The organism is Micromonospora peucetia, assembly GCF_900091625.1.
GTDB classification, from domain to species: domain Bacteria; phylum Actinomycetota; class Actinomycetes; order Mycobacteriales; family Micromonosporaceae; genus Micromonospora; species Micromonospora peucetia.
This window is the reverse complement of record NZ_FMIC01000002.1, coordinates 4,413,887-4,434,801: the sequence shown is the minus strand read 5'-3', so window position 1 is coordinate 4,434,801 and position 20,915 is coordinate 4,413,887. Positions and strand designations below refer to the sequence as shown.

Annotated in this window: 18 protein-coding genes; 4 read left to right on the top strand and 14 right to left on the bottom strand. The window is 71.7% G+C overall.

The features are described from left to right. Positions 1-3 precede the first annotated feature (3 nt). The 14 genes from GA0070608_RS20540 to GA0070608_RS20475 all read right to left on the bottom strand — a co-directional run bounded on the left by GA0070608_RS20540 (position 4) and on the right by GA0070608_RS20475 (position 16,950). A complete protein-coding gene (locus tag GA0070608_RS20540; protein WP_091630183.1) occupies positions 4-837 on the bottom strand; it encodes an ATP-binding cassette domain-containing protein in 834 nt (277 codons plus the stop codon). Next, positions 837-1,904 (bottom strand): ABC transporter ATP-binding protein, encoded by a 1,068-nt coding sequence (locus tag GA0070608_RS20535; protein WP_091630182.1) that lies wholly within the window; start codon positions 1,902-1,904, stop codon positions 837-839. The genes GA0070608_RS20540 and GA0070608_RS20535 overlap by 1 nt, the downstream gene beginning before the upstream one ends. 27 nt (positions 1,905-1,931) lie before the next feature. After that, positions 1,932-2,909 (bottom strand): ABC transporter permease, encoded by a 978-nt coding sequence (locus GA0070608_RS20530; protein ID WP_091630181.1) that lies wholly within the window; start codon positions 2,907-2,909, stop codon positions 1,932-1,934. Beyond that, positions 2,906-3,847 carry an ABC transporter permease gene (locus GA0070608_RS20525; protein WP_091630180.1) on the bottom strand — a complete coding sequence of 314 codons (942 nt, stop codon included), beginning with the start codon at positions 3,845-3,847 and terminating at the stop codon, positions 2,906-2,908. The genes GA0070608_RS20530 and GA0070608_RS20525 overlap by 4 nt, the downstream gene beginning before the upstream one ends. 141 nt (positions 3,848-3,988) lie before the next feature. Next, complete coding sequence (locus GA0070608_RS20520) at positions 3,989-5,563, bottom strand: ABC transporter substrate-binding protein (protein ID WP_091630179.1); 1,575 nt, start codon at positions 5,561-5,563, stop codon at positions 3,989-3,991. A 152-nt stretch (positions 5,564-5,715) separates the two neighbouring features. Then, complete coding sequence (locus GA0070608_RS20515) at positions 5,716-6,897, bottom strand: lipid-transfer protein (protein WP_091630178.1); 1,182 nt, start codon at positions 6,895-6,897, stop codon at positions 5,716-5,718. Position 6,898: 1 nt separating this feature from the next. Continuing rightward, positions 6,899-7,324: a hotdog family protein gene (locus GA0070608_RS20510; protein ID WP_218107536.1), complete on the bottom strand. Its 426-nt coding sequence runs from the start codon at positions 7,322-7,324 to the stop codon at positions 6,899-6,901. Beyond that, the gene (locus GA0070608_RS20505) at positions 7,321-8,448 is read right to left on the bottom strand and encodes an acyl-CoA dehydrogenase family protein (RefSeq protein WP_091630177.1); all 1,128 of its coding nucleotides are present in this window, start codon (positions 8,446-8,448) and stop codon (positions 7,321-7,323) included. The genes GA0070608_RS20510 and GA0070608_RS20505 overlap by 4 nt, the downstream gene beginning before the upstream one ends. Beyond that, a complete protein-coding gene (locus GA0070608_RS20500) occupies positions 8,448-9,473 on the bottom strand; it encodes a bifunctional MaoC family dehydratase N-terminal/OB-fold nucleic acid binding domain-containing protein (RefSeq protein WP_091630176.1) in 1,026 nt (341 codons plus the stop codon). The genes GA0070608_RS20505 and GA0070608_RS20500 overlap by 1 nt, the downstream gene beginning before the upstream one ends. Next, positions 9,470-10,654, bottom strand: a complete 1,185-nt coding sequence (locus tag GA0070608_RS20495; protein WP_091630175.1) for an acyl-CoA dehydrogenase family protein — start codon at positions 10,652-10,654, stop codon at positions 9,470-9,472. Before GA0070608_RS20495 ends, GA0070608_RS20500 begins: the two co-directional genes overlap by 4 nt. 57 nt (positions 10,655-10,711) lie before the next feature. Then, positions 10,712-12,409 carry an AMP-binding protein gene (locus tag GA0070608_RS20490; RefSeq protein WP_091630174.1) on the bottom strand — a complete coding sequence of 566 codons (1,698 nt, stop codon included), beginning with the start codon at positions 12,407-12,409 and terminating at the stop codon, positions 10,712-10,714. A 91-nt stretch (positions 12,410-12,500) separates the two neighbouring features. Continuing rightward, positions 12,501-13,661, bottom strand: a complete 1,161-nt coding sequence (locus GA0070608_RS20485; protein WP_091635615.1) for a CaiB/BaiF CoA transferase family protein — start codon at positions 13,659-13,661, stop codon at positions 12,501-12,503. Continuing rightward, entirely contained in the window at positions 13,658-15,427 is a 1,770-nt protein-coding gene (locus tag GA0070608_RS20480) for an AMP-binding protein (RefSeq protein ID WP_281186137.1), read from the bottom strand. Before GA0070608_RS20480 ends, GA0070608_RS20485 begins: the two co-directional genes overlap by 4 nt. Beyond that, on the bottom strand, positions 15,373-16,950 hold the full coding sequence (locus tag GA0070608_RS20475) for an ABC transporter substrate-binding protein (RefSeq protein ID WP_091630172.1): 1,578 nt from the start codon (positions 16,948-16,950) through the stop codon (positions 15,373-15,375). Before GA0070608_RS20475 ends, GA0070608_RS20480 begins: the two co-directional genes overlap by 55 nt. 401 nt (positions 16,951-17,351) lie before the next feature. Between GA0070608_RS20475 and GA0070608_RS20470 the strand changes: the two genes are divergently transcribed. From GA0070608_RS20470 to GA0070608_RS20455, 4 genes are read left to right on the top strand one after another with little or no spacing between them, the layout of a single operon-like run. Next, complete coding sequence (locus GA0070608_RS20470) at positions 17,352-17,999, top strand: PaaI family thioesterase (protein WP_091630171.1); 648 nt, start codon at positions 17,352-17,354, stop codon at positions 17,997-17,999. Next, a complete protein-coding gene (locus tag GA0070608_RS20465) occupies positions 17,996-18,871 on the top strand; it encodes an SDR family NAD(P)-dependent oxidoreductase (protein ID WP_091630170.1) in 876 nt (291 codons plus the stop codon). The genes GA0070608_RS20470 and GA0070608_RS20465 overlap by 4 nt, the downstream gene beginning before the upstream one ends. Then, complete coding sequence (locus GA0070608_RS20460; protein ID WP_218107535.1) at positions 18,868-20,016, top strand: TIGR03617 family F420-dependent LLM class oxidoreductase; 1,149 nt, start codon at positions 18,868-18,870, stop codon at positions 20,014-20,016. The genes GA0070608_RS20465 and GA0070608_RS20460 overlap by 4 nt, the downstream gene beginning before the upstream one ends. Then, positions 20,013-20,909: an LLM class F420-dependent oxidoreductase gene (locus tag GA0070608_RS20455; RefSeq protein WP_091630168.1), complete on the top strand. Its 897-nt coding sequence runs from the start codon at positions 20,013-20,015 to the stop codon at positions 20,907-20,909. Before GA0070608_RS20460 ends, GA0070608_RS20455 begins: the two co-directional genes overlap by 4 nt. Positions 20,910-20,915: the final 6 nt, after the last annotated feature.

Below are 20,915 nucleotides of genomic sequence, written 5' to 3'. Positions count from 1 at the left end.
CGCTCAGCCCACCTTTCCCGGCGCGACGAGCCGATTGCCCTGACTGTCGCGCGGCAGCGGCACGGGGATCGCCGCAAGCAGCTTCTTCGTGTACTCCTGCTGCGGGTTGGCGAAGATCTGCTCCGTCGTGTCCGTCTCCACGACCTCACCGGAGGCCATCACCATGACCCGGTCGGCGATGACCTCGACGAGAGCCAGGTCGTGGCAGACGAACAGGTACGCCAGGCCCAACTCCTCCTGCAGGTCCCGGAGCAGGTTGAGCACCTGCGCCCGCACCGACACGTCCAGCGCCGCGACCGGCTCGTCGCACACGATGAGGCTCGGCTTCATCGTCAACGCCCGTGCGATCGCGACCCGCTGCAACTGCCCGCCGGACAGCTCCGCCGGGTAGCGCCCGAGGTAACGCGAGCCGATGCCGACCTTGTCGAGCAGTTCGACGGCCTCCCGCTCACGCGTGACCCGGTCCTTGCCGGTGTGCACGAGGAACGGCTCGGCGACCGCGTCCTTGATCGTCATTCGCGGGTCGAGCGAGCTGTACGGGTCCTGGAAGATCATCTGTATCCGCTGGCGCAGCTCGCGCATCTGCTTCGGCTTCGTGGCCAGCACGTCGATCCCGTCGAAGGTCACCGACCCGGAGTCCGGCTCGATGAGGCGCAGCACCATGCGCCCGACCGTCGACTTGCCCGCGCCGGACTCACCGACGACCGCGAGACACTCACCGCGCTCCAGGGTGAAACTCACCCCCTTGACCGCGTGCGACCACTTCGTGCGCCGGCCGAGCCAGTCCCGACCGGAGCTGAACGACTTCGTGAGGCCCTCGACCTCGAGCAGGCTCATCAGACCGTCACTCCATCCAGAGAGAGCTCCGCGGCGCGCACGCACCGCGCGTGGTGCCCGGCGGCGCCGTCGACACGGACCAGGCCCGGGTGGGCCACGTCGCACCGGCCCGGCTCGGCGTACTCGCACCGGCTGCTGAAGCGGCACCCGTGCGGCCAGGCGCCCGGGGAGGGGATGCCGCCGGGAATCGTGCGCAGCCGCCGGTCGGTGCTCAGGCCCGGCTTCGGGATCGAACCGAGCAGGCCGGAGGTGTAGGGGTGCCGCGGGTTGAAGAAGATCTTTTCCGAGGGCGCGTTCTCGGCCACCTCGCCGGCGTACATGACCACGACCTCCTGGCACAGCTCGGCCACCACCGCGAGATCGTGGCTGACGAACAGCAGTGCCACACCGGTCTGCTCCTGCAGGTCGCGCAACAGCTCGAGGATCCGCTCCTGCACCGTCACGTCGAGCGCCGTCGTCGGCTCGTCGGCGATGAGCAGGCGCGGGTTGCACGCCATGACCATCGCGATCATGACGCGCTGGCACATGCCGCCGGAGAACGCGTGCGGGTACTCGTCGACCCGCTGCGCCGCCCGCGGGATCTGCACCATCTCGAGCATCTCGACGGCGCGGGCCCGGGCCTGCCTGCGGTTCATGCCCAGGTGCTTGCGTACCGACTCCGCGATCTGGTCCCCGACGGTGTAGGCCGGGTTCAGGCTGCGGATCGGCTGCTGGAAGATCATGCCCATGCCCGGGCCACGCAGGTCCCGCCACTGCTTCTGGCTGCCCGCGGTGAGGTCCACGCCGTCGAAGGCGATCCGGCCCGAGGCGATCCGCCCGCCGGTCGCCCCGGTCAGGCCCATCACCGCGATCGAGGTCACCGTCTTGCCCGAACCGGACTCGCCGACGAGAGCCATCGACTCCCCCGGCCTGAGCGAGAACGAGACGTCCTGGACGGTCGTCTGCCACCCACCCGAGGGTGCGGGGAACTCGACGCTCAGGTTCTCCACGCGCAGCAGGTCCGCCGCCTCGTCGGTGGCGCCGGTCCTGGTGCCGGCGGTCCCGCCGGGTGCCGTTTCACGTGCCATGTCAGCTCCTGGTGGTTGCCGGGCCGGTCAATTGCCCGACCGGGTGCGCACGAGGGCGCGACGGACGCCGTCACCGAGGTAGGTGAAGGCGAGGACGGCGAGGAAGATCATCACGCCGGGCGGCCACACGAGGTACGGCGCGAGGCGCATGTTCGAGGAGGCCGTCGAGAGCATCGAGCCCCAGCTGGCGGCGGGGGCCTGCACGCCCAGCCCGAGGAAGCTCAGGCTCGCCTCGGCCGCGACGGCGGTGCCCAACGACACCGAGGCGACGAGGATGATCGGCGGCAGCACGTTGGGTAGCACGTGCCGCACCACGGTGCGCAGGGTGCTGCAGCCCAGGGCGATCGAGGCCTCGATGTAGGTCTCGTGCCGCACGTCCATCGTGCCGGCGCGGGCCACCCGGAAGAAGCGCGGGGCCATGACCAGGCCGATGGCGAGCATCGCGTTGGTGATGCCGGCGCCGAGGACCGCGACGATGGTGATGGCCAGCACCAGCGACGGAGCGCTCATGAGCGCGTCCATGAGGCGGGTGAGGATCGTGTCGACCCAGCCGCTGCGGTAGCCCGCGATCATGCCGAGGGGCAGGCCGAGCACGAGCGCGACGGCCGCAGCCTGCAGCGCCGCCCACAGGGAGACTCGCGCCCCGAAGATGAGCCGGCTCAGCACGTCCCGGCCGTAGTCGTCGGTCCCCAGCCAGTGCTCGGCACTCGGCGGCTTGAGCCGCTGCAGCAGGTTCTGCACGTCGGGGTCGTACGGCGCCAGGGCCGGGGCGAGGATCGCGATGAGGGTCAGCACGAGCAGGAAGACGCCGGCCACGATCGTCGCGGGGCGACGCACGATGCTCTTGAGGATGCCGGGGGCGGCGGCCGGCTCCGGGCCACCCGTGCCGATGGCCGCCGTGGGCACCTCGGTGAGGACGGTCTCGGCGAGGCCGCCCGCGGGCGCGCCGGCGTCGTGCGGGTCGTTCCCCGGCACCGCAGACGTGGGGGTCTGGTTCGCGCTCATGACCGCACCTTCGGGTTGAAGTAGCCGTAGGAGATGTCGACGATGAGGTTGACGAGCACGACGATCGTCGTGCTGAACAGGACGAAGCCGAGCAGCACCGGGACGTCACGCCCCTGCACGGCCTCGACGGCGGTGCGCCCGAGGCCCGGCATGTTGTAGATCATCTCGATGGTCACCGACCCGGCGAGGACCTCCGCGACGCGGAAGCCGAGAACGGTGATGACGGGAATGCACGCGTTCTTCAGGGAGTGCTTGAACACGACGCTGGCGCGCGACAGCCCCTTGGCCTCGGCGTTGAGGACGTAGTCGGTCTTCATGACCTGCCCGAGCGCCGAGCGCAGTTGCAGGGTCACCTCGGCGGCGGGGAGCAGACCGAGGGCGATGCCCGGCAGGATGAGGTGCGAGAGCCACGGCCAGAAACCGTCGGACAGCGGTTGGTAGCCGAACGCCGGGAACATCTGCAGCCCCACCGCGAAGACCGAGGCGAGCACGAGGCCGAACCAGAAGCCCGGGATGGCGATCGAGATCGAGGCGAACCCGTTGACGATCCGGTCGACGATGCCGCCGGAGCGCAGCGTGGCCACGAGCGCCAGGGTGGCCCCGAGCACGATGGCGAAGATCATCGCCACGAGCACCAGCGACAGCGTCGTGGCCATCCGCCGCGTCAGCAGCTCGGTCACGGTCTGATCCGAGAGGAAGGACGTGCCGAGGTCGCCGCGGACGACGTCCCCGATCCACATCATGTAGCGCAGCAGGACCGGATCGTTGAGGTTGAGTTCCTCGCGGATCGCCTCGACGCGTTCCGGGGTCGGTTCGTCACCGGCGAGAATGACAGCCGGGTCCCCCGGGGCGAGCTCGATCAGGGCGAAGACGAGCAGCGGGACGACGAACAGCAGGGGTATTGCCGCGAGTAGCCGCCTGCCTGCGTAGCGGAGCATGTCCTACCTCGACTCTGAGCGTGGTGCCTGGGACTGAGCCTCGCCCGGCCTGTGCCGGCGCGGGCGGTGTCGTGTCGCCGCCAGCCCCGCCACAACGGGCGGGTCCGGCGGCGGCACCACCGGGTGGTCAGGAGCGACCGGTCACTTCTTGACGGCGATGTTGCGCAGGTCCCAGATGCCGATGTTCGACATCGGGATGTTGTCGCCGCCGACGACGTTCTCCTTCGCGACGCTCGCGTTGGTCTGGTTGCACAGCGGCACGTACCAGCCCTGCTCGAGCGTCGTCTTCCAGATGTCGTGGTACAGCGGGGCGCGCTGGCTCATCGGCAGCGTGGGGTTGGCGGCCTCGGCCGCCTTGGCCGCGATGAGCGAGGGGTCCGCGGCGAGCTTGTAGGTGTTCAGCAGGTAGGTGTTCACCGTCGCCGCCGGGTCGGCCTTCGGGCTCCACGACGTGCCGACCATCAGCTCGAAGTCGCCGGCGATGAAGCGCGGCTCGTTCTCGGTGTTGGGCACGGGGTTGAGCGACGCGTCGATGCCGACGGCCCGCAGCGACGCCTGCACGACGTTGGCCGGCTGCTCGGCGTTCGTGCCCGCGGCGAAGGTGACGGACACCTTGGCGCCGCCGGCCTGCTGCACCAGGGCCTTGGCCTTGTCGACACTGAACTCGTACGGGTAGGTGTAGTTCGGGATGCGGCTCGGGTCCGTCTCGGGGACGAGCTGGCGCGTCGGCGTGCAGTAGCCACTGAACAGCGCGCTGATCGCCCCCGGGTCGACCGCGTGGGCGATCGCCTGGCGGACCTCGGGCTTGGCGACGTCGCCCTTGGTGGCGCGCATGTAGACGCCGACGACGTTCTTGAACTTCACCTGGTGCTGCTGCAGACCGCTGCCCGGGGTGACGATCTTCTCGACCGTGGCGATCTCACCGGCCGAGCTGAGCGGAGCCAGGTCGACCTGGCCGCTCTGCAGGCCGTTGAGGCGGGCCGCGGCGTCGGGCACGCGCTGCAGCTCGATGCCGCCGAGGCGGCCGACGTTCGGGTCCCAGTAGCTGTCGGCCCGCTTGAGGACGAGCTTCTCCTGGGGCACGAGCTCGGTGGCGATGTACGGGCCGGACCCGGCGGTACCGGGCTTGTTCTTGATGTCGACGCCGTCCTTGATGGCCTTCGGGCTGACCATCATGCCGGCCGTGCCGGTGAAGGACGCAGGCAGCTGGACGCCCTTGCCCTTGACCAGCTTGAGGCGCACAGTCGTCGCGTCGACGACCTCGACCGACTCGATGTCGGCGAGCTCGCTCTTGAGGGTCGAGCCTTCGAGGGTCTTGCCGCGCTCGATGTTGACCTTGACGGCCTCGGCGCCGAACGGCGTGCCGTCGTGGAACTTCACGTCGTCACGCAGCTTGAGCTCGAGGACGCTGCCGTCCTCGACGAAGTTCCACTCCTTGGCCAGGCCCGGGACGATCTTGTCGTCCTTGTCGAGCATGGTCAGCCGGTCCCACACGAGGAACAGGTAGCCCCAGGCGCCGTAGCTCGTCTGGACGGCCGGGTCGAGGTCGCGCAGCGGACCCGCCGACGCGAACTTGAGCACGGCCGAGGTGTCGATCTCGCCCTGGCCGGTGCCGGTGGTGCCGGAGTTGTCTGGTGAGCTGCAGCCGGCCACGGCGAGAGCCCCGATGGCGATCAGCGCGACCAGGCGTCCCCTGGTCTTGTTGTTGACGCCCATCTTCATCCTTCCAAAAACACGGGCCGATTCGTTCCGGCCGATCGGTGGTGGTGTTGTCCCGCCCGGCGGCTGCGGGCGGGATCGGTGGGTCGCTGTGACGGCCTTCAGGGTCTGTGGGGTGGTGACCGCCGGACGCTCGGTCACCCGGCGTCTCAGCCTTCCGCGGAGAGGATCAGTGCACTGGTCGGGACCCCGACGCCCGCCGTCACGAGGACGTTGCGTACGCCGTCGGGCTGGTTGGTCGAGGTCCCCCGGACGAGGCGGACGCCCTCCGCGACGCCGTTCGTCCCGTGCAGGTAGGCCTCGCCGATCTGGCCACCGTGGGTGTTGGTCGGCAGCGAGCCGGTGACCTCGAGGTTGCCGTCGGCGATGAAGTCCTTGGCCTCACCGCGACCGCAGAAGCCGTACTCCTCGAGCTGGTTGAGCACGTACGGGGTGAAGTGGTCGTAGAGGATCGCCGCGTCCATGTCGGCGGGTCCGAGGCCCGACTGGGCCCACAGCTGCCGGGCGCAGAGCTCGACCTCGGGGATCCGGGTCAGGTCCTCGCGGTAGTAGCTGACCATCTGGTACTGGTCCGCCCCCATGCCCTGGGCCGCCCCGACGATGTAGGCCGGGGTGGAGGGCAGGTCCTTGGCGCGCTCGGCGCTGACGATGACCATCGCCTGGCCGCCGTCGGTCTCCTGGCAGCAGTCGAACAGGTGCAGCGGCTCGGCGATCCAGCGGGAGGCCTGGTGCTCCTCGAGGGTGAGCGGCTTGCCGTGGAACCACGCCTTGGGGTTGTTCGCGGCGTGCTTGCGGGCGAGCACGGCGACCCGGCCGTAGTCCTCGCTGGTCGCGCCGTACTCGTGCATGTAGCGACGGGCGAACATCGCGGTGTGCTGGGCCGGGGTGAGCAGGCCGTACGGGTTGACCCAGGAGCGGTACTCGTTGTCCGAGGTGGCCTGGGTCTTCGCCGGAGGCGGCCCCTGCCCGAAGCGGACGCCGGAGCGTTCGTTGAAGGCGCGGTAGGCCACGACGACGTCGGCGACGCCGCTCGCGACTGCCATGGCGGCCTGCTGGACGGGGGCACAGGCGCCGCCACCGCCGTAGGGGATCCGGGAGAAGAACTTCAGCTCGGGGATGCCCAGGCTGCGGGCGACCATGTTCTCCGGGTTGGTCTCCATGGTGAAGGTCGTCATGCCGTCGACGTCGGCGGGGCTCAGGCCCGCGTCGGCCAGGGCGGCCGAGACGGCCTCGCCGGCCAACTGCAGCTCGCTGCGGCCGGAGTTCTTGGAGAACTCCGTCGCGCCGATGCCGACGATCGCGGTGCGCCCCGACAGGAAGTTGGACGTCACGTCATTGCTCCGTTCCGCGGGGCAGGCGCACGGTCACCTCGGAGACGGCGTGCGCGCCCTTGCTGTTCATGCCACGCACCGCGACGCGCACGGTGTCCTCCTCGACGCCGACGACCTCTCCGGTCAGCCGCATCACGTCATCCGGGAAGTTCGGCACCCCGAGGCGGGTGCTCAGGCGCACCATGCGCGCCGCGGGGCCGGCCCAGTCGGTGACGTAGCGGCCGACGAGCCCGTTGGTGTTGTTGATGCTCATGTAGGTGTCGGGGGTGCCGCGACGCTCGGCCTGGGCCGGGTCGTGGTGCACGTCCTCGTAGTCGCGGGTCGCGAGGGCGCCGGCGACGATGAGGGTCCGGGTCAGCGGGATCTCGAGCTCCGGCAGCGTGTCGCCGAGGCTCACCTGCTCGATGGTGATCTGCGTGCCGCTCACAGCTGCTCCCCCGCGTCGACGAGGTCCGCGAGCTGCTGCAGCTGCCAGGCCCCCGAGCCGGCGGTGTTGGCCAGCTGGGTGGTCCAGAGCATGTAGCGGTGGATCGGGTAGGTGACGTCGGCACCCATGCCGCCGTGCACGTGCTGCACGGTGCGCGCGACACGGTCGCCCGCCTCGGCAGCCCAGTACTTCGCGACGTGTACGGCCGCGCGGGGCGGCCGTGCCGTCGTCTCGCGCCAGAGCGCGTTGAGGTAGGTGACCTCCATCGCCTCGGTGTCGATGTGGCAGTTGGCGATCTGGTGGGCGACGGCCTGGAAGGTCGCGATCGGCACACCGAACTGCTCGCGGCCGGAGGTGTAGTCGGCGGCCTGGCGCACGGCGGCCTGGCTGATGCCGCTCTGCAGGGCGGCCACGGCGATCCAGACCTGGCGCAGCAGCCAGTCGATCCGGTCCTCCTCAGGGCCCTCGGCGAGCAGCTCCGCGGCGGCGCCCTCGAGGTGCACGTCGGAGGCGAGTCCGCGGTCGGTGCGCTCGAAGGTGTCGCGGCGCACCCCGGTGCCAGCGGTCGGCACGAGGTAGAGCCCGACCGTGCCCTCCTCGTCGGTGGCCGGGACGATGATCGCGTCGGCGAGGTGCGCTGAGCGAACGCCGACGGCGGTGCCGTTCAGGGTGACCGCCGCACCGCCGGGCTCGGTGCCGGACCGCGCACGGACGCGGGCGCCGTACGGCCGGGCGTCGGCCAGGTCGTCGACGGCCACGGTGAGGACCGCGTCCCCGGCGGCGACGCGGGGCAGCCACTCGGCCTGCTGCCTGGCGTCGCCGTAGCGCACCAACGGCAGGACGCCGCCGACGAGGGTCTCCCACAGCGGGACGGTGCCCAGCGTGCGGCCCTGCTCGACGAAGACCCCGGCGACCTCCCACAGGCCCAGCCCGGCGCCGCCGTGTTCCTCGGGCACGAGCAGCCCGAGGATGCCGGACTCGGCCAGGTCGCGGTGCAGGGCGCGGTCGAAGCGGTCCTGCCCGGCCTCGATGTCGAAGAGGCGCTGCGGGTCGCCGTTGCGCGAGAAGACGTCGCGCGCCAGGTCGTTGACCGTGACCTGGTCCTCGGCGAGCTGGAAGTCCATCAGTTCTTCTCCTCTTCGGTGGGCTCCGATGCGGAGGTCGCGGCCCGGAAACGCGGCAGGGTGAGGTTCTCGTCGTAGGCGAGCCAGTCGACCTGCACGGGCATGCCGATCTCGACCTCGTCGGCGTCCCCGACGAAGTCGGCGACGAGGCGCGTGCCCTCCTCGAGGTCGACGAGCACGACGGTGAGCGGGTAGTCGTACCCGGGAGCCTTCGGGTGGTGGCTGACGACGTAGCTGTGCACCGTGCCCCGTCCGCTCGCCTCGACCTCGTGCCACGCGTACGAGTGGCAGGAAGGGCAGAGCGGGCCGGGCGGGTGGCGCAGCGTGCCGCAGTCGGTGCAGGCCTGGATGACGAGGCGACGCTGTGCGGCGGCCTCGAACCAGAAGGCGTTGTCGCGCAGGATGAACGGTTTGTGCCGCAGCGCCGGGTCGCCGGCGGCCGGAGCCGCGGGCTTGGCGCCGGACGGGTCGAAGCGCAGGATGCGGAAGCGCTGGCGAGCCACGACCTCGTCGTCCTGGTCGGTGTAGGTGCGCAGCGTCGTGATGAAGTGGCCGGTGCCCAGACCCGTGGTCTTGCGCGGGGAGACGTCCTCGATGACCGTCGCCATCTTGATCTCGTCGCCCAGGCGCAGCTCGCGAACGTACTCGTGCTCGTCGTTGGTCGCGACGACCCCGACGAAGCCGGCCTCGGCGAGGATCGCGAGCAGCCGGGCCATGGGGGTGTCCGGCGCGGCGCCCGCGGCGGCGGCCAGGTGGGCCCGGTAGCCGACCATGAGCCAGGTGGACAGCATCGGCGGCGGGGCGACGACGCCCTCACGGCCGGTGTCACGGGCGGCCTGCTCGTCGACGTAGACGGGGTTCTCGTCGCCCATCGCCTCGACGAAGTGGCGGATCATCGCCTGGTTGACGGCGTCCTGAGCGTAGCGGGTGGGCGTGGCCTCGAGGCCGACGAACTCACGCAGGCGGGCGAGGAAGGCCTCCTCGTCGGTGGCGTCGGGGGCCGGGGTCCACGTCGTGGTGCTCATGCGGACCGCCCCTTCCTCGGCATGCCGAGGCCGGCGACCGCGATCATGTCGCGCAGCACCTCGTTGGTGCCGCCGCCGAAGGTGTTGATGTAGGAGCCGCGGGTGTAGGCCTCGAGCTGTCCGCCGAGGACGGCGTCCGGTGCGCCGGGTCGCCGGGTCGCGCGGGGCCCGACGACGGAGACGAGGTTGCGGCAGACCCGGTCGTGGGTCTCCGTGCCGTAGACCTTGGCGACGGACGCGGCGGCGGGAGCCGGGTTCTGGCCCTCCTCGACGACGGCGATCTTCCAGTTGAGCAGGCGCATCGCGGTCAGCTCGGCGTAGTCGCGGGCCAGCTCCGTACGCACCCACGGCTTGTCGAGGACGCGGATCCCGTCGGCGTCGGGCTCGGCGGCCCACGCGGCGACGTCGGTCCACAGCTGCTCGGTGCGCCCGCCCATCGCGGCCAGGCCCACTCGCTCGTGACCGAGCTGGCCGGTGATGAGGCGCCAGCCGCCGTTGACCTCGCCGACGAGTGCCTCGGGGCCGACGCGCACGTCCTCGTAGTAGGAGGCGTTGGTGTGGGTGATGCCGCTGGTGGCGATCGGCGTGCAGCTGAAGCCGGGGTCCGACGTCGGCACGATGAGGATGGTGATCCCCTTGTGCTTCGGGGCGTCGGGGTCGGTGCGCACGGCCATCCAGACGAAGTCGGCCTGGCTGACGCCGCTGGTGAAGACCTTCTGGCCGTTGATGACCCAGCCCCCCTCGGGCGTGGCCTCGGCCTTGGCGCCGAGCGAGGCGAGATCGGTGCCGGAGCCCGGCTCGCTGTAGCCGATGGCGAAGATGACGTCGCCGGTGAGCATGCCCGGCAGGTAGGTGCGCTTCTGCTCCTCGGTGCCGTAGCGCATGAGCATCGGGCCGATGTTGTTGATGGTGACGAAGGGGAACGGCGCCTGGGCGCGGTTGATCTCGTCGAAGAGGATGTACTGGTCGAGCGCCGGGCGGCCCTGGCCGCCGAACTCCTTGGGCCAACCGAGCCCGAGCAGGCCGTCCTTGCCGATCTGACGGATGATCTCGCGGTAGGCCGGACGGTCCTCGTTGGTGCCGCCGAGCGCCTCGCGGACCTCAGGCGTGAGCAGGCGCGCGAAGTAGGCGCGCAGCTCCCGGCTCAGCTCTCGATGCTCTGGGGTGTACTCCAGGTACATGGATGTCCTCTTCTCGGGGCGTGGGACGCCAGTCGGTGTGCGGGGCGGGCCGGCGGGTCAGGCGGCCGGCAGGAGGGCGGTGCGTCCGTTGTCGGCGAACTGCTTCTCGAGGTCCTGGACGTCCGCCGTGGTGAGCGGGCGGTACGCGGTGGACGCGCCGTCCCGGACGTAGACGGGGTCGGTCGTGACCCAGGCGGCACGGCGCAGGACCTGCTTGGCGACCTTGCTGTTGCCGGTGGTGGGGATCTCGGTGACGATCCGCACGAAGCGGGGCCGCCACTTGGTGCCGAGGTCGGCCTGCTCGTCGAGGAAGGCGGTGAACGCCTCGGGGTCGAAGCTGGCGCCGCCACGCAGTTGGAGCGCGCACATGACCTGGTCGCCGGTGCGCGGGTCGGGCACGGCGAAGACGGGGGCGACCGCCACCCGGTCCCAGCGCTCGATGATCCGCTCGGCGGGTCCGGCGGCGAAGTTCTCGCTGTCGACGCGGATCCAGTCCGAGGAGCGGCCGGCGAAGTAGAAGTAGCCGTCGGCGTCGCGGTAGGCCAGGTCCCCGGACCAGAAGTCCTCGCCGCGGACCCGCTCGGCGGCGGCCTCGGGGTTCTTGTAATAGCCCTCGAACCGGGCAGCCATGCCGACTCCGACGAGCTGGCCGATGGCCTCCTCGGCGTTGACGAGCCGCCCGGTCCCGTCGAGCCTGGCCGGCGGGCACTCCAGCCCGGTGGCCTCGTTCATGACCTTGATCTCGGCGCCGGCGACGGCCACGCCGAGCGCCTCGTCGGGCGTCTCGGGGGTGCGGTTGATCCGCATGACGCCCTCGCTGGAGCCGTAGCCCTCGGAGATGACGGCGCCGAAGCGCTGGGTGAAGCGGGCGATGTCGGCGGCCGAGGCCTCGGTGCCGACGGCGCGGCGCAGCGTGCTTGTCGCGTCGCGCGGGTCGACCGGCTGGGCCAGGACGTAGGCGAGGGCCCGGCCGACGTAGTTGAAGTAGGTGACGCCGTGCTCGTGCACGTCACGCACGAAGCCGGACGCGGAGAACTTGCGGACCATGCAGATCGTCGCGCCGCAGACCATGGCGGGCCCGAGGTTGAGCATGACGGCGTTGCCATGGAACAGCGGCATCGACAGGTAAGTGACCGAGTCGCGGGTCAGCTCGGTGCGGGCCAGCAGCGCCTCGGAGACCGCGGCGAGGCGCCCATGCGAGCAGATGACCGCCTTGGGTGCCCCGGTCGAGCCCGAGGAGAACATGAGCAGCAGGTCGGCACCGGGGTCCACCTCGTCGACGGGCGCCGGCGCGCCGGCGCGCCGGGCCAGCCAGGCGGCGTACTCCGGGGAGTCGATGTTGCGCACCTGCTCGGCGGGGATGCCCAGGTCGAGCCCGTCGATGAGGCCGGCGAGGCGGTCCTCGGTGATGAGCAGGTCGCAGTCGGTGTGCCGCACGTCGTGGGCCAGCTCGGCGCCCCGTCGGGTCGGGTTGATCCCGACGACGGTGGCACCGGCCAGCGCGGCCGCGCAGATCCAGTACACGTGGTCGGGGGTGTTCTCCAGGAGCACCCCCAGGTGCAGCGGCCTGCCCGCGGGCCGGGGCACGTCGGCCAGGGCTGCGGCCCGGTCGGCGGCTTCCTGCACGACCTGGCCCCAGGTTATGGTGCGGCCCTCGAAGAGGAGGCCCGGGTGATCGTCACCCGTGCGCCCGCGCACGATGTCGCCGAAGACGGCGGTCCCCGAGGTTCGGGCTACCGGGGTCTGAGTCGTCATTGACGTCGCTCCGTCTCGTTCGTCGTCGAATGCGGATCAGCGGCAACAAGCAAGCGCTTGGTCGAGATCGTAAGGTGGGGTGTGACGCAGGTCAAGGCCTTGACAGGGCTTCCCACGGGCTGGCCTCGGCGAGCGCCGAGCGCACCCGGTCGGTGTCCTCACCACGGCGCCGCGGGGCCCGCGGGATGCCGGCGGGCGTCCGCGAGAAGCGGGGCACCGGGGCCGGCTGGGCGACCCCCTCGACCTCGACGACAGCGCCCCGGGCACGCACCTGCGGGTGCTCGGCCGACTCGGCGATGTCCAGCACCGGGTGCACGCACGCGTCGACGCTCTCGAAGACGCTGGTCCACTCCTGCCGGGTGCGTCCGGCGAAGACCGGCGCGATCCGCCCGGCCCAGCCGGCCCACCCCGACTCGTCGAACTGCCCCGGCCCGTCCTCCGGATCGAGGCCGAGGGTGTGCAGGAATGTGCGGTAGAACTTCGCCTCGATGGCCGCGACCGACATGAACTTGTCGTCGGCGGTGCGGTACACCCGGTAGAAGTGCGCCCCACCGTCGAGGTAGTTCGTTCCACGGGTGAGGTTCCAGGCGCCCCGCGCGAGCATCGATTGGATGACGACGGTGAGCAGCCCGCTGCCCTCGAGCATCGAGGAGTCCACGACCTGCCCACGCCCGGAGGAGACGCGCTCGTGCAGGGCGGCCAGGACGCCGAAGGCCAGCACCATGCCGCCGCCGGCGAAGTCGGCCAGGTACATCGGCGGCACGACGGGGCCGGCGTCGGGCAGGCCGATCGTGTCGAGCACCCCGGAGACGGCGATGTAGTTGAGGTCGTGCCCGGCGGCCGCGGCGAGGGGGCCGTCCTGGCCCCAGCCGGTCATCCGCGCCACGACGAGGCGCGGGTACCGCTCGGTGAGCTCGACCGGGTCCAGGCCGAGACGTTCGAGCACCCCGGGACGGAACGGGTCGAGCAGCACGTCCGCGTCGGCGAGCAGCCGGTGCACGAGCAGCCGGTCGGCCTCGGACTTCAGGTCGAGCGTGACGGTCGTACGGCCGCGGTCGATCGCGTTGACCTCCGCGCGCTCCCGCCGGTCGGGCTCGCCGGGCGGGTCGACCCGTACGACCTGCGCACCGAGGTCGGCGAGCATCATCGTCGCGAACGGCACCGGTCCCTGCCCACCGAGCTCGAGAAGGCGCAGGCCGGCCAGCGGCCCCTCGGACCGCTGGTCGGTGACCGTCCCCGGGGCGTCGCTCATGCCTGCTCCCCGGCGCCGGCCCGGACCGCGGTGCCGGTCACGGCGCGGGGGTCCGTGCTCCACGTCTGTGGGGTCACGCCCTCCTCGCGCAGGACCCGCTTGAGGATCCGCCCGACGGCGTTCTTGGGCAACTCGGTGCGGACCTCGATGTGGGAGGGGACGGCATACCGCGGAATCCGCGGGTGCAACCACTCGAAGAGCTCTGCGGGGTCGATCTGCGCGCCGGGCGCGGGCACGACCGTCACCTTGAGGTCGTCCTCGGCCAGGGGGGAGGGAACCGCGTGGACGGCGACCTCGCCGACGGTCGGGTGGGTCGCGACGATGCCCTCGATCTCGAAGCTGGAGATGTTCTCGCCGCCGCGGCGCAGGTAGTCCTTTCCACGGTCGACGAAGTAGAGGTAGCCGTCCTCGTCGAGCCGGCCGTAGTCACCGCAGTGGAACCACAGGCCCCGGAAGACCTCCAGGGTCCTCTCCGGCTGGCGCCAGTAGCCGTTGAACATGATCGCCGGGCGGGTGGGGCGGGCGACGATCTCGCCGACCGCGCCGACGGGCAGCGGGTTGTCGTGCTCGTCGACGATGCGCACCTCGAAGGACTCGTTGATCTTGCCGGCGGCCCCGGCGCGGTAGCCCCCCGGCGGGGTGAGCGTGATCAGGGCGGCCTCGGTCAGGCCGTAGGCACCCGAGCCGACCCGCTCGACGCCGAACCGCTCGGTCCAGCGAGCAGCGAGGTCGGCGGTGACCGGCGAGCCGGACACGACGCGCAACTGGCCGAAGGCCTTGCGGGCAGCTTCGGACTCGGGGGCGCCGACGATCATCGGCAGCATCGAGCCCATGAGCGCGGCCATCGTCGCGCGGGAGCGCAGGATCTCGTCCCAGAAGCCACGGACCGAGAAGCGCTGCGCGACGTCCATGGCCGAGCCGAGCTGGAGCGAACCCATGACGTGCCCGACGGCGGCCATGTGGAACAGCGGCATCGCCGACCACAGGACGTCACCGGGGTGGCGCCCGAGGTTCTCGTGCATCTGGCGGGCCATGTTCGCCACGTAGCCGTGGCTGACCATGCACGCCTTGGACGGTCCGGTCGTGCCGGCCGTATAGATGAGGTGGCTGGTGGCATACGCGTCGAGGTCCGGGGTGGTCGTCACCGCCGAGCCCTCGGCGACGGCGGCGTCGAAGTCGATGACCTCGGTGGCCCAGGCGGGCACCAAGCCCGAGGAGGGCCGGCCGGCCACGGGGGCGCCGACGAGAACCGGTGCCCGTAGCCCTGTGCCGACGAGGGCGTCGTCCAGGACGGGCACGAACTCGTCCTCGAGAATCATCGCGACCGGGTCGGCGTCGAGCACCTGGTGGGCCAGTACGGGGCCGCGGTTGCTCGTGTTGAGCGGGACGACGAAACCGCCGCACAGCGTCGTCGCCCACCAGGCGATCAGGGCCAGGCGGCCGTTGCGGGCGAGGATGACGACGCGGTCGCCGGGAGCGACGCGGTCGGCGAGGAACCCGGCGAGGCGACGCGACGCGGCATCGAGCTCAGCCACGGTGAACGGGGTGCCGGCGAGGGTGAGGGCGAGGTCCGGCTGCTCGTCGAGCAGGCGGGACAGGGCGGGCAGGAGGGGGTGGCTGCGGTGGGGCGGGTCACTGGCTCTGGCTACCTTTCTTCGGGCCGGCCGGTCGCGGTGGGCGACCGGCCGGCCGACGGGTGGGGACCTGAAACTCAGCCCTTCGTCATCGCGACGGTGCGCAGGTCGAACAGGCCGAGGTTGGTCCACGGCAGCTGCTCGGCCCCGACGACCTTCGGGGAGGCGACGGTGGCGTTGGTGAGGTTGCAGACCGGAATGAACCACGCCTCGGTGAACAGCTGCTCCCACAGCTGGTGGTACTGCTTGGCGCGCTCCTCGACGCTGGAGCGGGGGTCGGCGGCCTTGGCCACGATCGGGGCGATGGCCTCGGGGTCGGTGGCGAGCTTGTAGTTGCCGGTGAGGTAGTTGCTCACCGTGCCCGCCGGGTCGAGGCGCGGGTTCAAGGTGTTGGACACCTCAAGCTCGAAGTCGCCGGCGATGAAGCGGGCCTCGGTCTCGGAGTTCGGCGTCGGATTGAGCTTCGCGTCGATGCCGACCTGGGACATGGCGGCCTGGATGGCGGTGGCGGGCTGCTCGGTGTTGGTGCCGGCGGAGAAGCTGATCGACACCTTGGCCCCGCCGACCTCGGCGATCAGTGCCTTGGCCTTGGCCAGGTCGAACTCGTACGGGTAGGTCGCCGCCGGGTCCTCCCACGGGCTGCCCGGGTAGATGCTGCGGGTGGGCGTGCACGTGTCGGCGAAGAGCGCGCGGATGGCGGCCGGGTCGACCGAGCGTGCGATGGCCTCACGGACCCGCTTGTCCTTGAGGTCGCCCATGTTGGCGCGCAGCAGGATGCCGAGGACGTTGCGGAACGGGCGGGTGGTCACCTTGAGCTGGCCGGCCTCGCCGAACTGGCGGGCCTGGACGACCTCGTTGGCCGAGGAGACGAAGCTGAGGTCGGTCTGACCGCTGATGACGCCGTTGAGCCGGGTGGCGCCCTCGGGGACGCGGGTGATCTCCATCCCGGCGAGGCGCCCGGCGTTCGGGTCCCAGTAGGTGCCTTCGGCGCGCTTGAGGACGTACTTCTCGTTGGGCACGAACTCGGTGGCGACGTACGGGCCCGAGCCGGCCTTGCCGGGGGCGCGCTTGAGGTCGACGCCGTCGGCGATCGCCTTGGGCGAGACCATCATGCCGGCGGCGGTGGCCAGGGCCGAGGGGAGCACCGCGCCGGTGCCCGGCTTGAGGTTGAGGCGCACGGTGCGCGCGTCGACGACGGTGACGCCGGTGATGTCGGCGAGATCCTGCTTGATGGTGCTCGTCGGCAGCGTCTGGCCGCGCTCGATGTTGACCTTGACGGCGTTGGCGTCGAAGGGCGTCCCGTCGTGGAAGGTGACGTCGTCGCGCAGGGCGAGCTCGAGGTAGGAGCCGTCCTTGGCGTAGGTCCACGAGACCGCCAGGCCGGGGACGATCTCGTCCCTGGAGTCGACCATGGTGAGCCGGTCGTAGATCAGCGTGAGGTAGGGGTAACCGCCGGGGGCCGGCTGGGCCGGGTCGAGGTTCTGGAACGGGGACGAGGCCGTGACCCGCAGGACGGCGTTGGGGTCGATCTCACCTGTGCCGGCACCGGTGGCGCCGGGGTTACTGGTCGGGGTGCCGGAGCAGGCTCCGACGGCGAGGGTGGCAAGCAGGCTGACGGCGACGGCGAGGCGTCGGTGGTGCGGGAGGCGAGACACGGTGCTCCTTTCCTGACCTGCGGTCCGAGCCGGGAGCGGCTCCGGGCCGCTGGCGGGGCCCCGGGTGCCTGGGGCGGCTGGGTGCCGGCGGCCGTTCGGCAGTGGCCGTGAGGGCGCGATGGTCACGATGGGTGATGGATGGCGTCGGCGGCGTGGTACGCGCCTGGACCTGACCGGCGCCGGTGTCCCCCGAGGCTGCCGGCGTGAGGCCTCCCCGCGATCCAACCAAGCGCTCGATTGGGAACGGTAAGGGCAGGATGCGGGTGCGTCAACGGGCGAACGCCCCCGCGACCAACGGGGGGACGACGCCAGGGCGCAACCGTTGCCAGGGCGCCGCCGGGTCGCTAAGGTGCGATCAAGCAAGCGCTTGGTTGCCCTGACCGGCCAAAGGAGTCCGCCCGGTGGAAGCCACCCTCGCCACGGCACATCCCCGCGACACCGGCATCGACGCCGTCGCCTCAGCCACCCGCCGGCTCGTCGACGCGATCGCCCGCGCGGGCGGGGCCATCGACGCGGACGCCGACCGGATCGTGGCCGACCTCGACGTGCTCACCGCCCGGATCGACGCCCACGCCCCAGACCTTTCCGAGCGGATCGCGACGATGTGGCGCCAGCCTGGCCCGGGCCGTTTCGACCCCGCCGGCGGCACCGAGAACCCGCTGTCGCCGCCGGTGAGTCTCTGGGTCGAGCCTGACGGATCACTGCGCGGCGAGGTCACCCTGGGGCTGGCCTTCCAGGGACCCCCGGGGCACATACACGGCGGCACCTCGGCCATGCTCATGGACCACGCCCTCGGCATCGCCAACGCCCGCGCCGGATATGCCGCGGTAACCGTCGGGCTCGACATCTCCTTCCGCGCGGCCATCCCGATCGGCTCGACGATCACGATCCTGGCCCGGCACGACGGGCGCGACGGGCGCAAGGTGCGCAGCTCCGGCGAGCTGCGCGTCGGGGACCTGACGTGCGTCACGGCTACGGGCACCTTCGTGCTCATGGACGACCCGTCGACGCGGGAGAAGTTCCGACGGCTCCCGAGGGAACAGGCATGAGCACGAGTCCCGACCCGACCAGAACCTCACCCGGTCCGCTCGCCGGCCGCGGTGCGCTCGTCATCGGCGGGGGCGGCGGATTCGGCCGCGCCATCGCCGCCGCGCTGGCCACCGACGGGGCCACCGTAACGATCATGGGGCGCACCGAGGCGACGCTGCGGGCGGCGGCCGTGACGATCGCCGCAGCCGCTCCCGGGGCGCTGCCCGTGCGGGTCAGCGTCGGCGACTCCGCCCTCGAGCAGGACGTGGCCACCGCGGTACGCGTCGCCGACGAGACCCCGTTGGCGGCCGTCGTCACGACGGTCGGCGGCGGCACCTTCCGTCCCGTGCTCGCCCTCGACGCCGAAACCCTCGAGCACGACTTCCGGCGCAACGTCACGACCGCGCTGCACGCGATCCGGCACGGCGGACAGGCCCTGGCCGCGCACGGTGGGGGCTCGATCGTGTGCACCTCCTCGAGCGCGGGCGGACACTCCTTCCCGTTCATGCCGTCGTACTCGGTGAGCAAGGCCGCGCTCGAGGCGCTCGTGCGGGTCGCCGCCGACGAGCTCGGCCACCTCGCGGTGCGGGTCAACGTCGTGCGCCCCGGCATCGTGGCCACCGACGGGGAGAACCCCGGCCTGCTGCTGGCCGACCCCGAACTGGCCGCCGCGACCGTCGCCGAGAAGCCCCTGTCACGAGTCGGACGCACCGAGGACATCGCCGCCGCGGTCCGCTTCCTGTGCGGTCCCGAGTCCTCGTGGATCACCGGCGCGTGCCTGCCAGTCGAGGGCGGGGCGCACCTGCGCCGCGCGCCCCGGCTGGAGAAGCTCGCCCGGATCGTCAGTGGCGACGAGGTCGTCGACGCCGCCCTGGCTGGCCGCATCCCATGACGGCACCACAGGTACCCGTCACCCCGATGGAGCTGGCCACGACGCTGCCGCCGACGACGGCGCTACGCGAGGTGCCCGCGGTCGTGGCGCGCATCGAACGGCTCGGCTTCGACACCGTCCACGTCCCCGAGACGACGCACGACTCGTTGGCGGTCGCCCTGCTCGCAGCCGAGCACACCAGCCGGATCACCGTACGCACCAGCATGACGTTGGCCTTCCCCCGCAGCCCGATGGTGACCGCATACGCCGCATGGGACCTCGCGCGGTTCTCCGAGGGTCGCTTCCAGCTCGGTCTGGCCACCCAGGTACGCGGCAACATCGTCGGCCGCTTCTCGGTGCCGTGGGACCGGCCGGCCGAGAACCTGCGCGACTACCTCGCCTCGATCCGGGCGATCTTCGCCGCGTTCACCACGGGCGGGCCCCTGGAGCACGAGGGCAGCCACTACCGCTTCACCCGGCTCCAGCCCTACTTCAACCCCGGCCCGCTGTCGACCGCGGCCCCGGCGCTCTACACCGGCGGGGTCAACCGGCGCGTCTGCGAGGTGGCCGGCGAACTCGCCGACGGCTTTGTCACCCACGCGACGAACTCGCACCCGAGTCACCTGCGCACGGTCGTGCTCCCCGCACTCCGCGCCGGGGCCCAACGGGCCGGACGCGCCGGGATCCCGCGGGTTGTCGTCGTGTCCAAGTCGATCACCGGTCCGACGCAGGCCGCACTCGCCGCGAGTCGCGACTCCGCCCGCCAGGAGCTGGCGTTCCTCTTCTCCACCCCGGCCTACCGCACGACCCTGGATCGGCTCGGCCTGGGCCGGGTCGGCGAACGGCTCGCCGAGATGGCCGCCTCCGGGCGCTGGGCGGGACTCGCCGACACCCTCGACGACGAGACCCTGGCCACGCTCATCCCGCACGGCACCTATGCCGAGCTGCCGGACGTACTCGAGCAGGCCTACGGCGGGCTCGCCGACGGACTCGGGCTCGGGCTGCCGCTCGACCCGGACGACGACGAGGACTTCGGTGCGCTGCTCGTACGCCTCCGGAGAATCCCGACGAGTACTGCGGCCTGCGACCCGCCTGCGGCCGGCGACCCCAGCGACGAGACCACCAGCGCGCCGCGCAGCGGCGCCGGATCGGAGACCCTGTCGTGACCGCACGCATCGGACTGCTCACCCCGGTCGTCGTCCAGCACCCGCGCACCGCAGCCGCCTGGGAGCGGGAGGTCCTGGCCGGCCCCGACGTCGGCGGCGCGCTGCTGGCCATCGCCCGCGCCGCCGACGACCTGGGCTACCACCACCTGACGTGCAGCGAGCACGTCGCGGTGCCCGCCCCGATCGCCGTCGAGCGGGGCGCGACGTACTTCGACCCCGTGGCCACGCTGTCGTTCCTCGCCTCGGCGACGCGCCGCGTCCGGCTCGCGACGAACGTCGTCGTCATCGGCTACCACCACCCGTTGGCCCTCGCCAAGACCTACGGCACCCTCGACCTGCTCAGCGGCGGGCGCGTCATCCTCGGGGTCGGTGTCGGCAGCCTCGAAGAGGAGTTCGACCTGCTCGGCGCCGAGTTCGCTGAGCGCGGCGCGGTCGCGGACGAGGCGATCGTGGCCCTGCGCGCCGCATGGGGCAGGGCCGTGCCGCACCACGAGGGGCCCCGGTTCACGTTCACCGACTTCGTCGTCGAACCGCACGCGCCGCGCACAGCGGTGCCGCTGTGGTTCGGTGGACGCACCCGCCGCTCGCTGCGCCGCGCCGTGGCGCACGGCACCGGGTGGGCGCCGTTCGGCCTCGGGCCGCAGGAGTTGACCCGCCTGTGGACCTCCGTGGAGCGTCCGGACGACTTCGACCTCGTGCTGCAGATCCCGCCGCTGGACCCGCTCGGGGACCCGGACGGCTCCCGCGAACGCCTGAACACGGCCGATGCGGTCGGGGCGACCGCGGTCAACGCGAGCCTCGTGGCCACCTCGGCGGCCCACCACCTCGAGCAGATGGCCGCGCTGCGCGAACTCACCCCGGAACGCTTCGAGACGAACACGTCCACGACCTGACCGGCC

Bases quoted from the DNA above. Each gene is read 5' to 3' on its own strand.
- GA0070608_RS20540 (WP_091630183.1), bottom strand. From the start codon at position 837: ATGAGCCTGCTCGAGGTCGAGGGCCTCACGAAGTCGTTCAGCTCCGGT.
- GA0070608_RS20535 (WP_091630182.1), bottom strand. From the start codon at position 1,904: ATGGCACGTGAAACGGCACCCGGCGGGACCGCCGGCACCAGGACCGGC.
- GA0070608_RS20530 (WP_091630181.1), bottom strand. From the start codon at position 2,909: ATGAGCGCGAACCAGACCCCCACGTCTGCGGTGCCGGGGAACGACCCG.
- GA0070608_RS20525 (WP_091630180.1), bottom strand. From the start codon at position 3,847: ATGCTCCGCTACGCAGGCAGGCGGCTACTCGCGGCAATACCCCTGCTG.
- GA0070608_RS20520 (WP_091630179.1), bottom strand. From the start codon at position 5,563: ATGGGCGTCAACAACAAGACCAGGGGACGCCTGGTCGCGCTGATCGCC.
- GA0070608_RS20505 (WP_091630177.1), bottom strand. From the start codon at position 8,448: ATGGACTTCCAGCTCGCCGAGGACCAGGTCACGGTCAACGACCTGGCG.
- GA0070608_RS20500 (WP_091630176.1), bottom strand. From the start codon at position 9,473: ATGAGCACCACGACGTGGACCCCGGCCCCCGACGCCACCGACGAGGAG.
- GA0070608_RS20495 (WP_091630175.1), bottom strand. From the start codon at position 10,654: ATGTACCTGGAGTACACCCCAGAGCATCGAGAGCTGAGCCGGGAGCTG.
- GA0070608_RS20490 (WP_091630174.1), bottom strand. From the start codon at position 12,409: ATGACGACTCAGACCCCGGTAGCCCGAACCTCGGGGACCGCCGTCTTC.
- GA0070608_RS20485 (WP_091635615.1), bottom strand. From the start codon at position 13,661: ATGAGCGACGCCCCGGGGACGGTCACCGACCAGCGGTCCGAGGGGCCG.
- GA0070608_RS20465 (WP_091630170.1), top strand. From the start codon at position 17,996: ATGAGCACGAGTCCCGACCCGACCAGAACCTCACCCGGTCCGCTCGCC.
- GA0070608_RS20460 (WP_218107535.1), top strand. From the start codon at position 18,868: ATGACGGCACCACAGGTACCCGTCACCCCGATGGAGCTGGCCACGACG.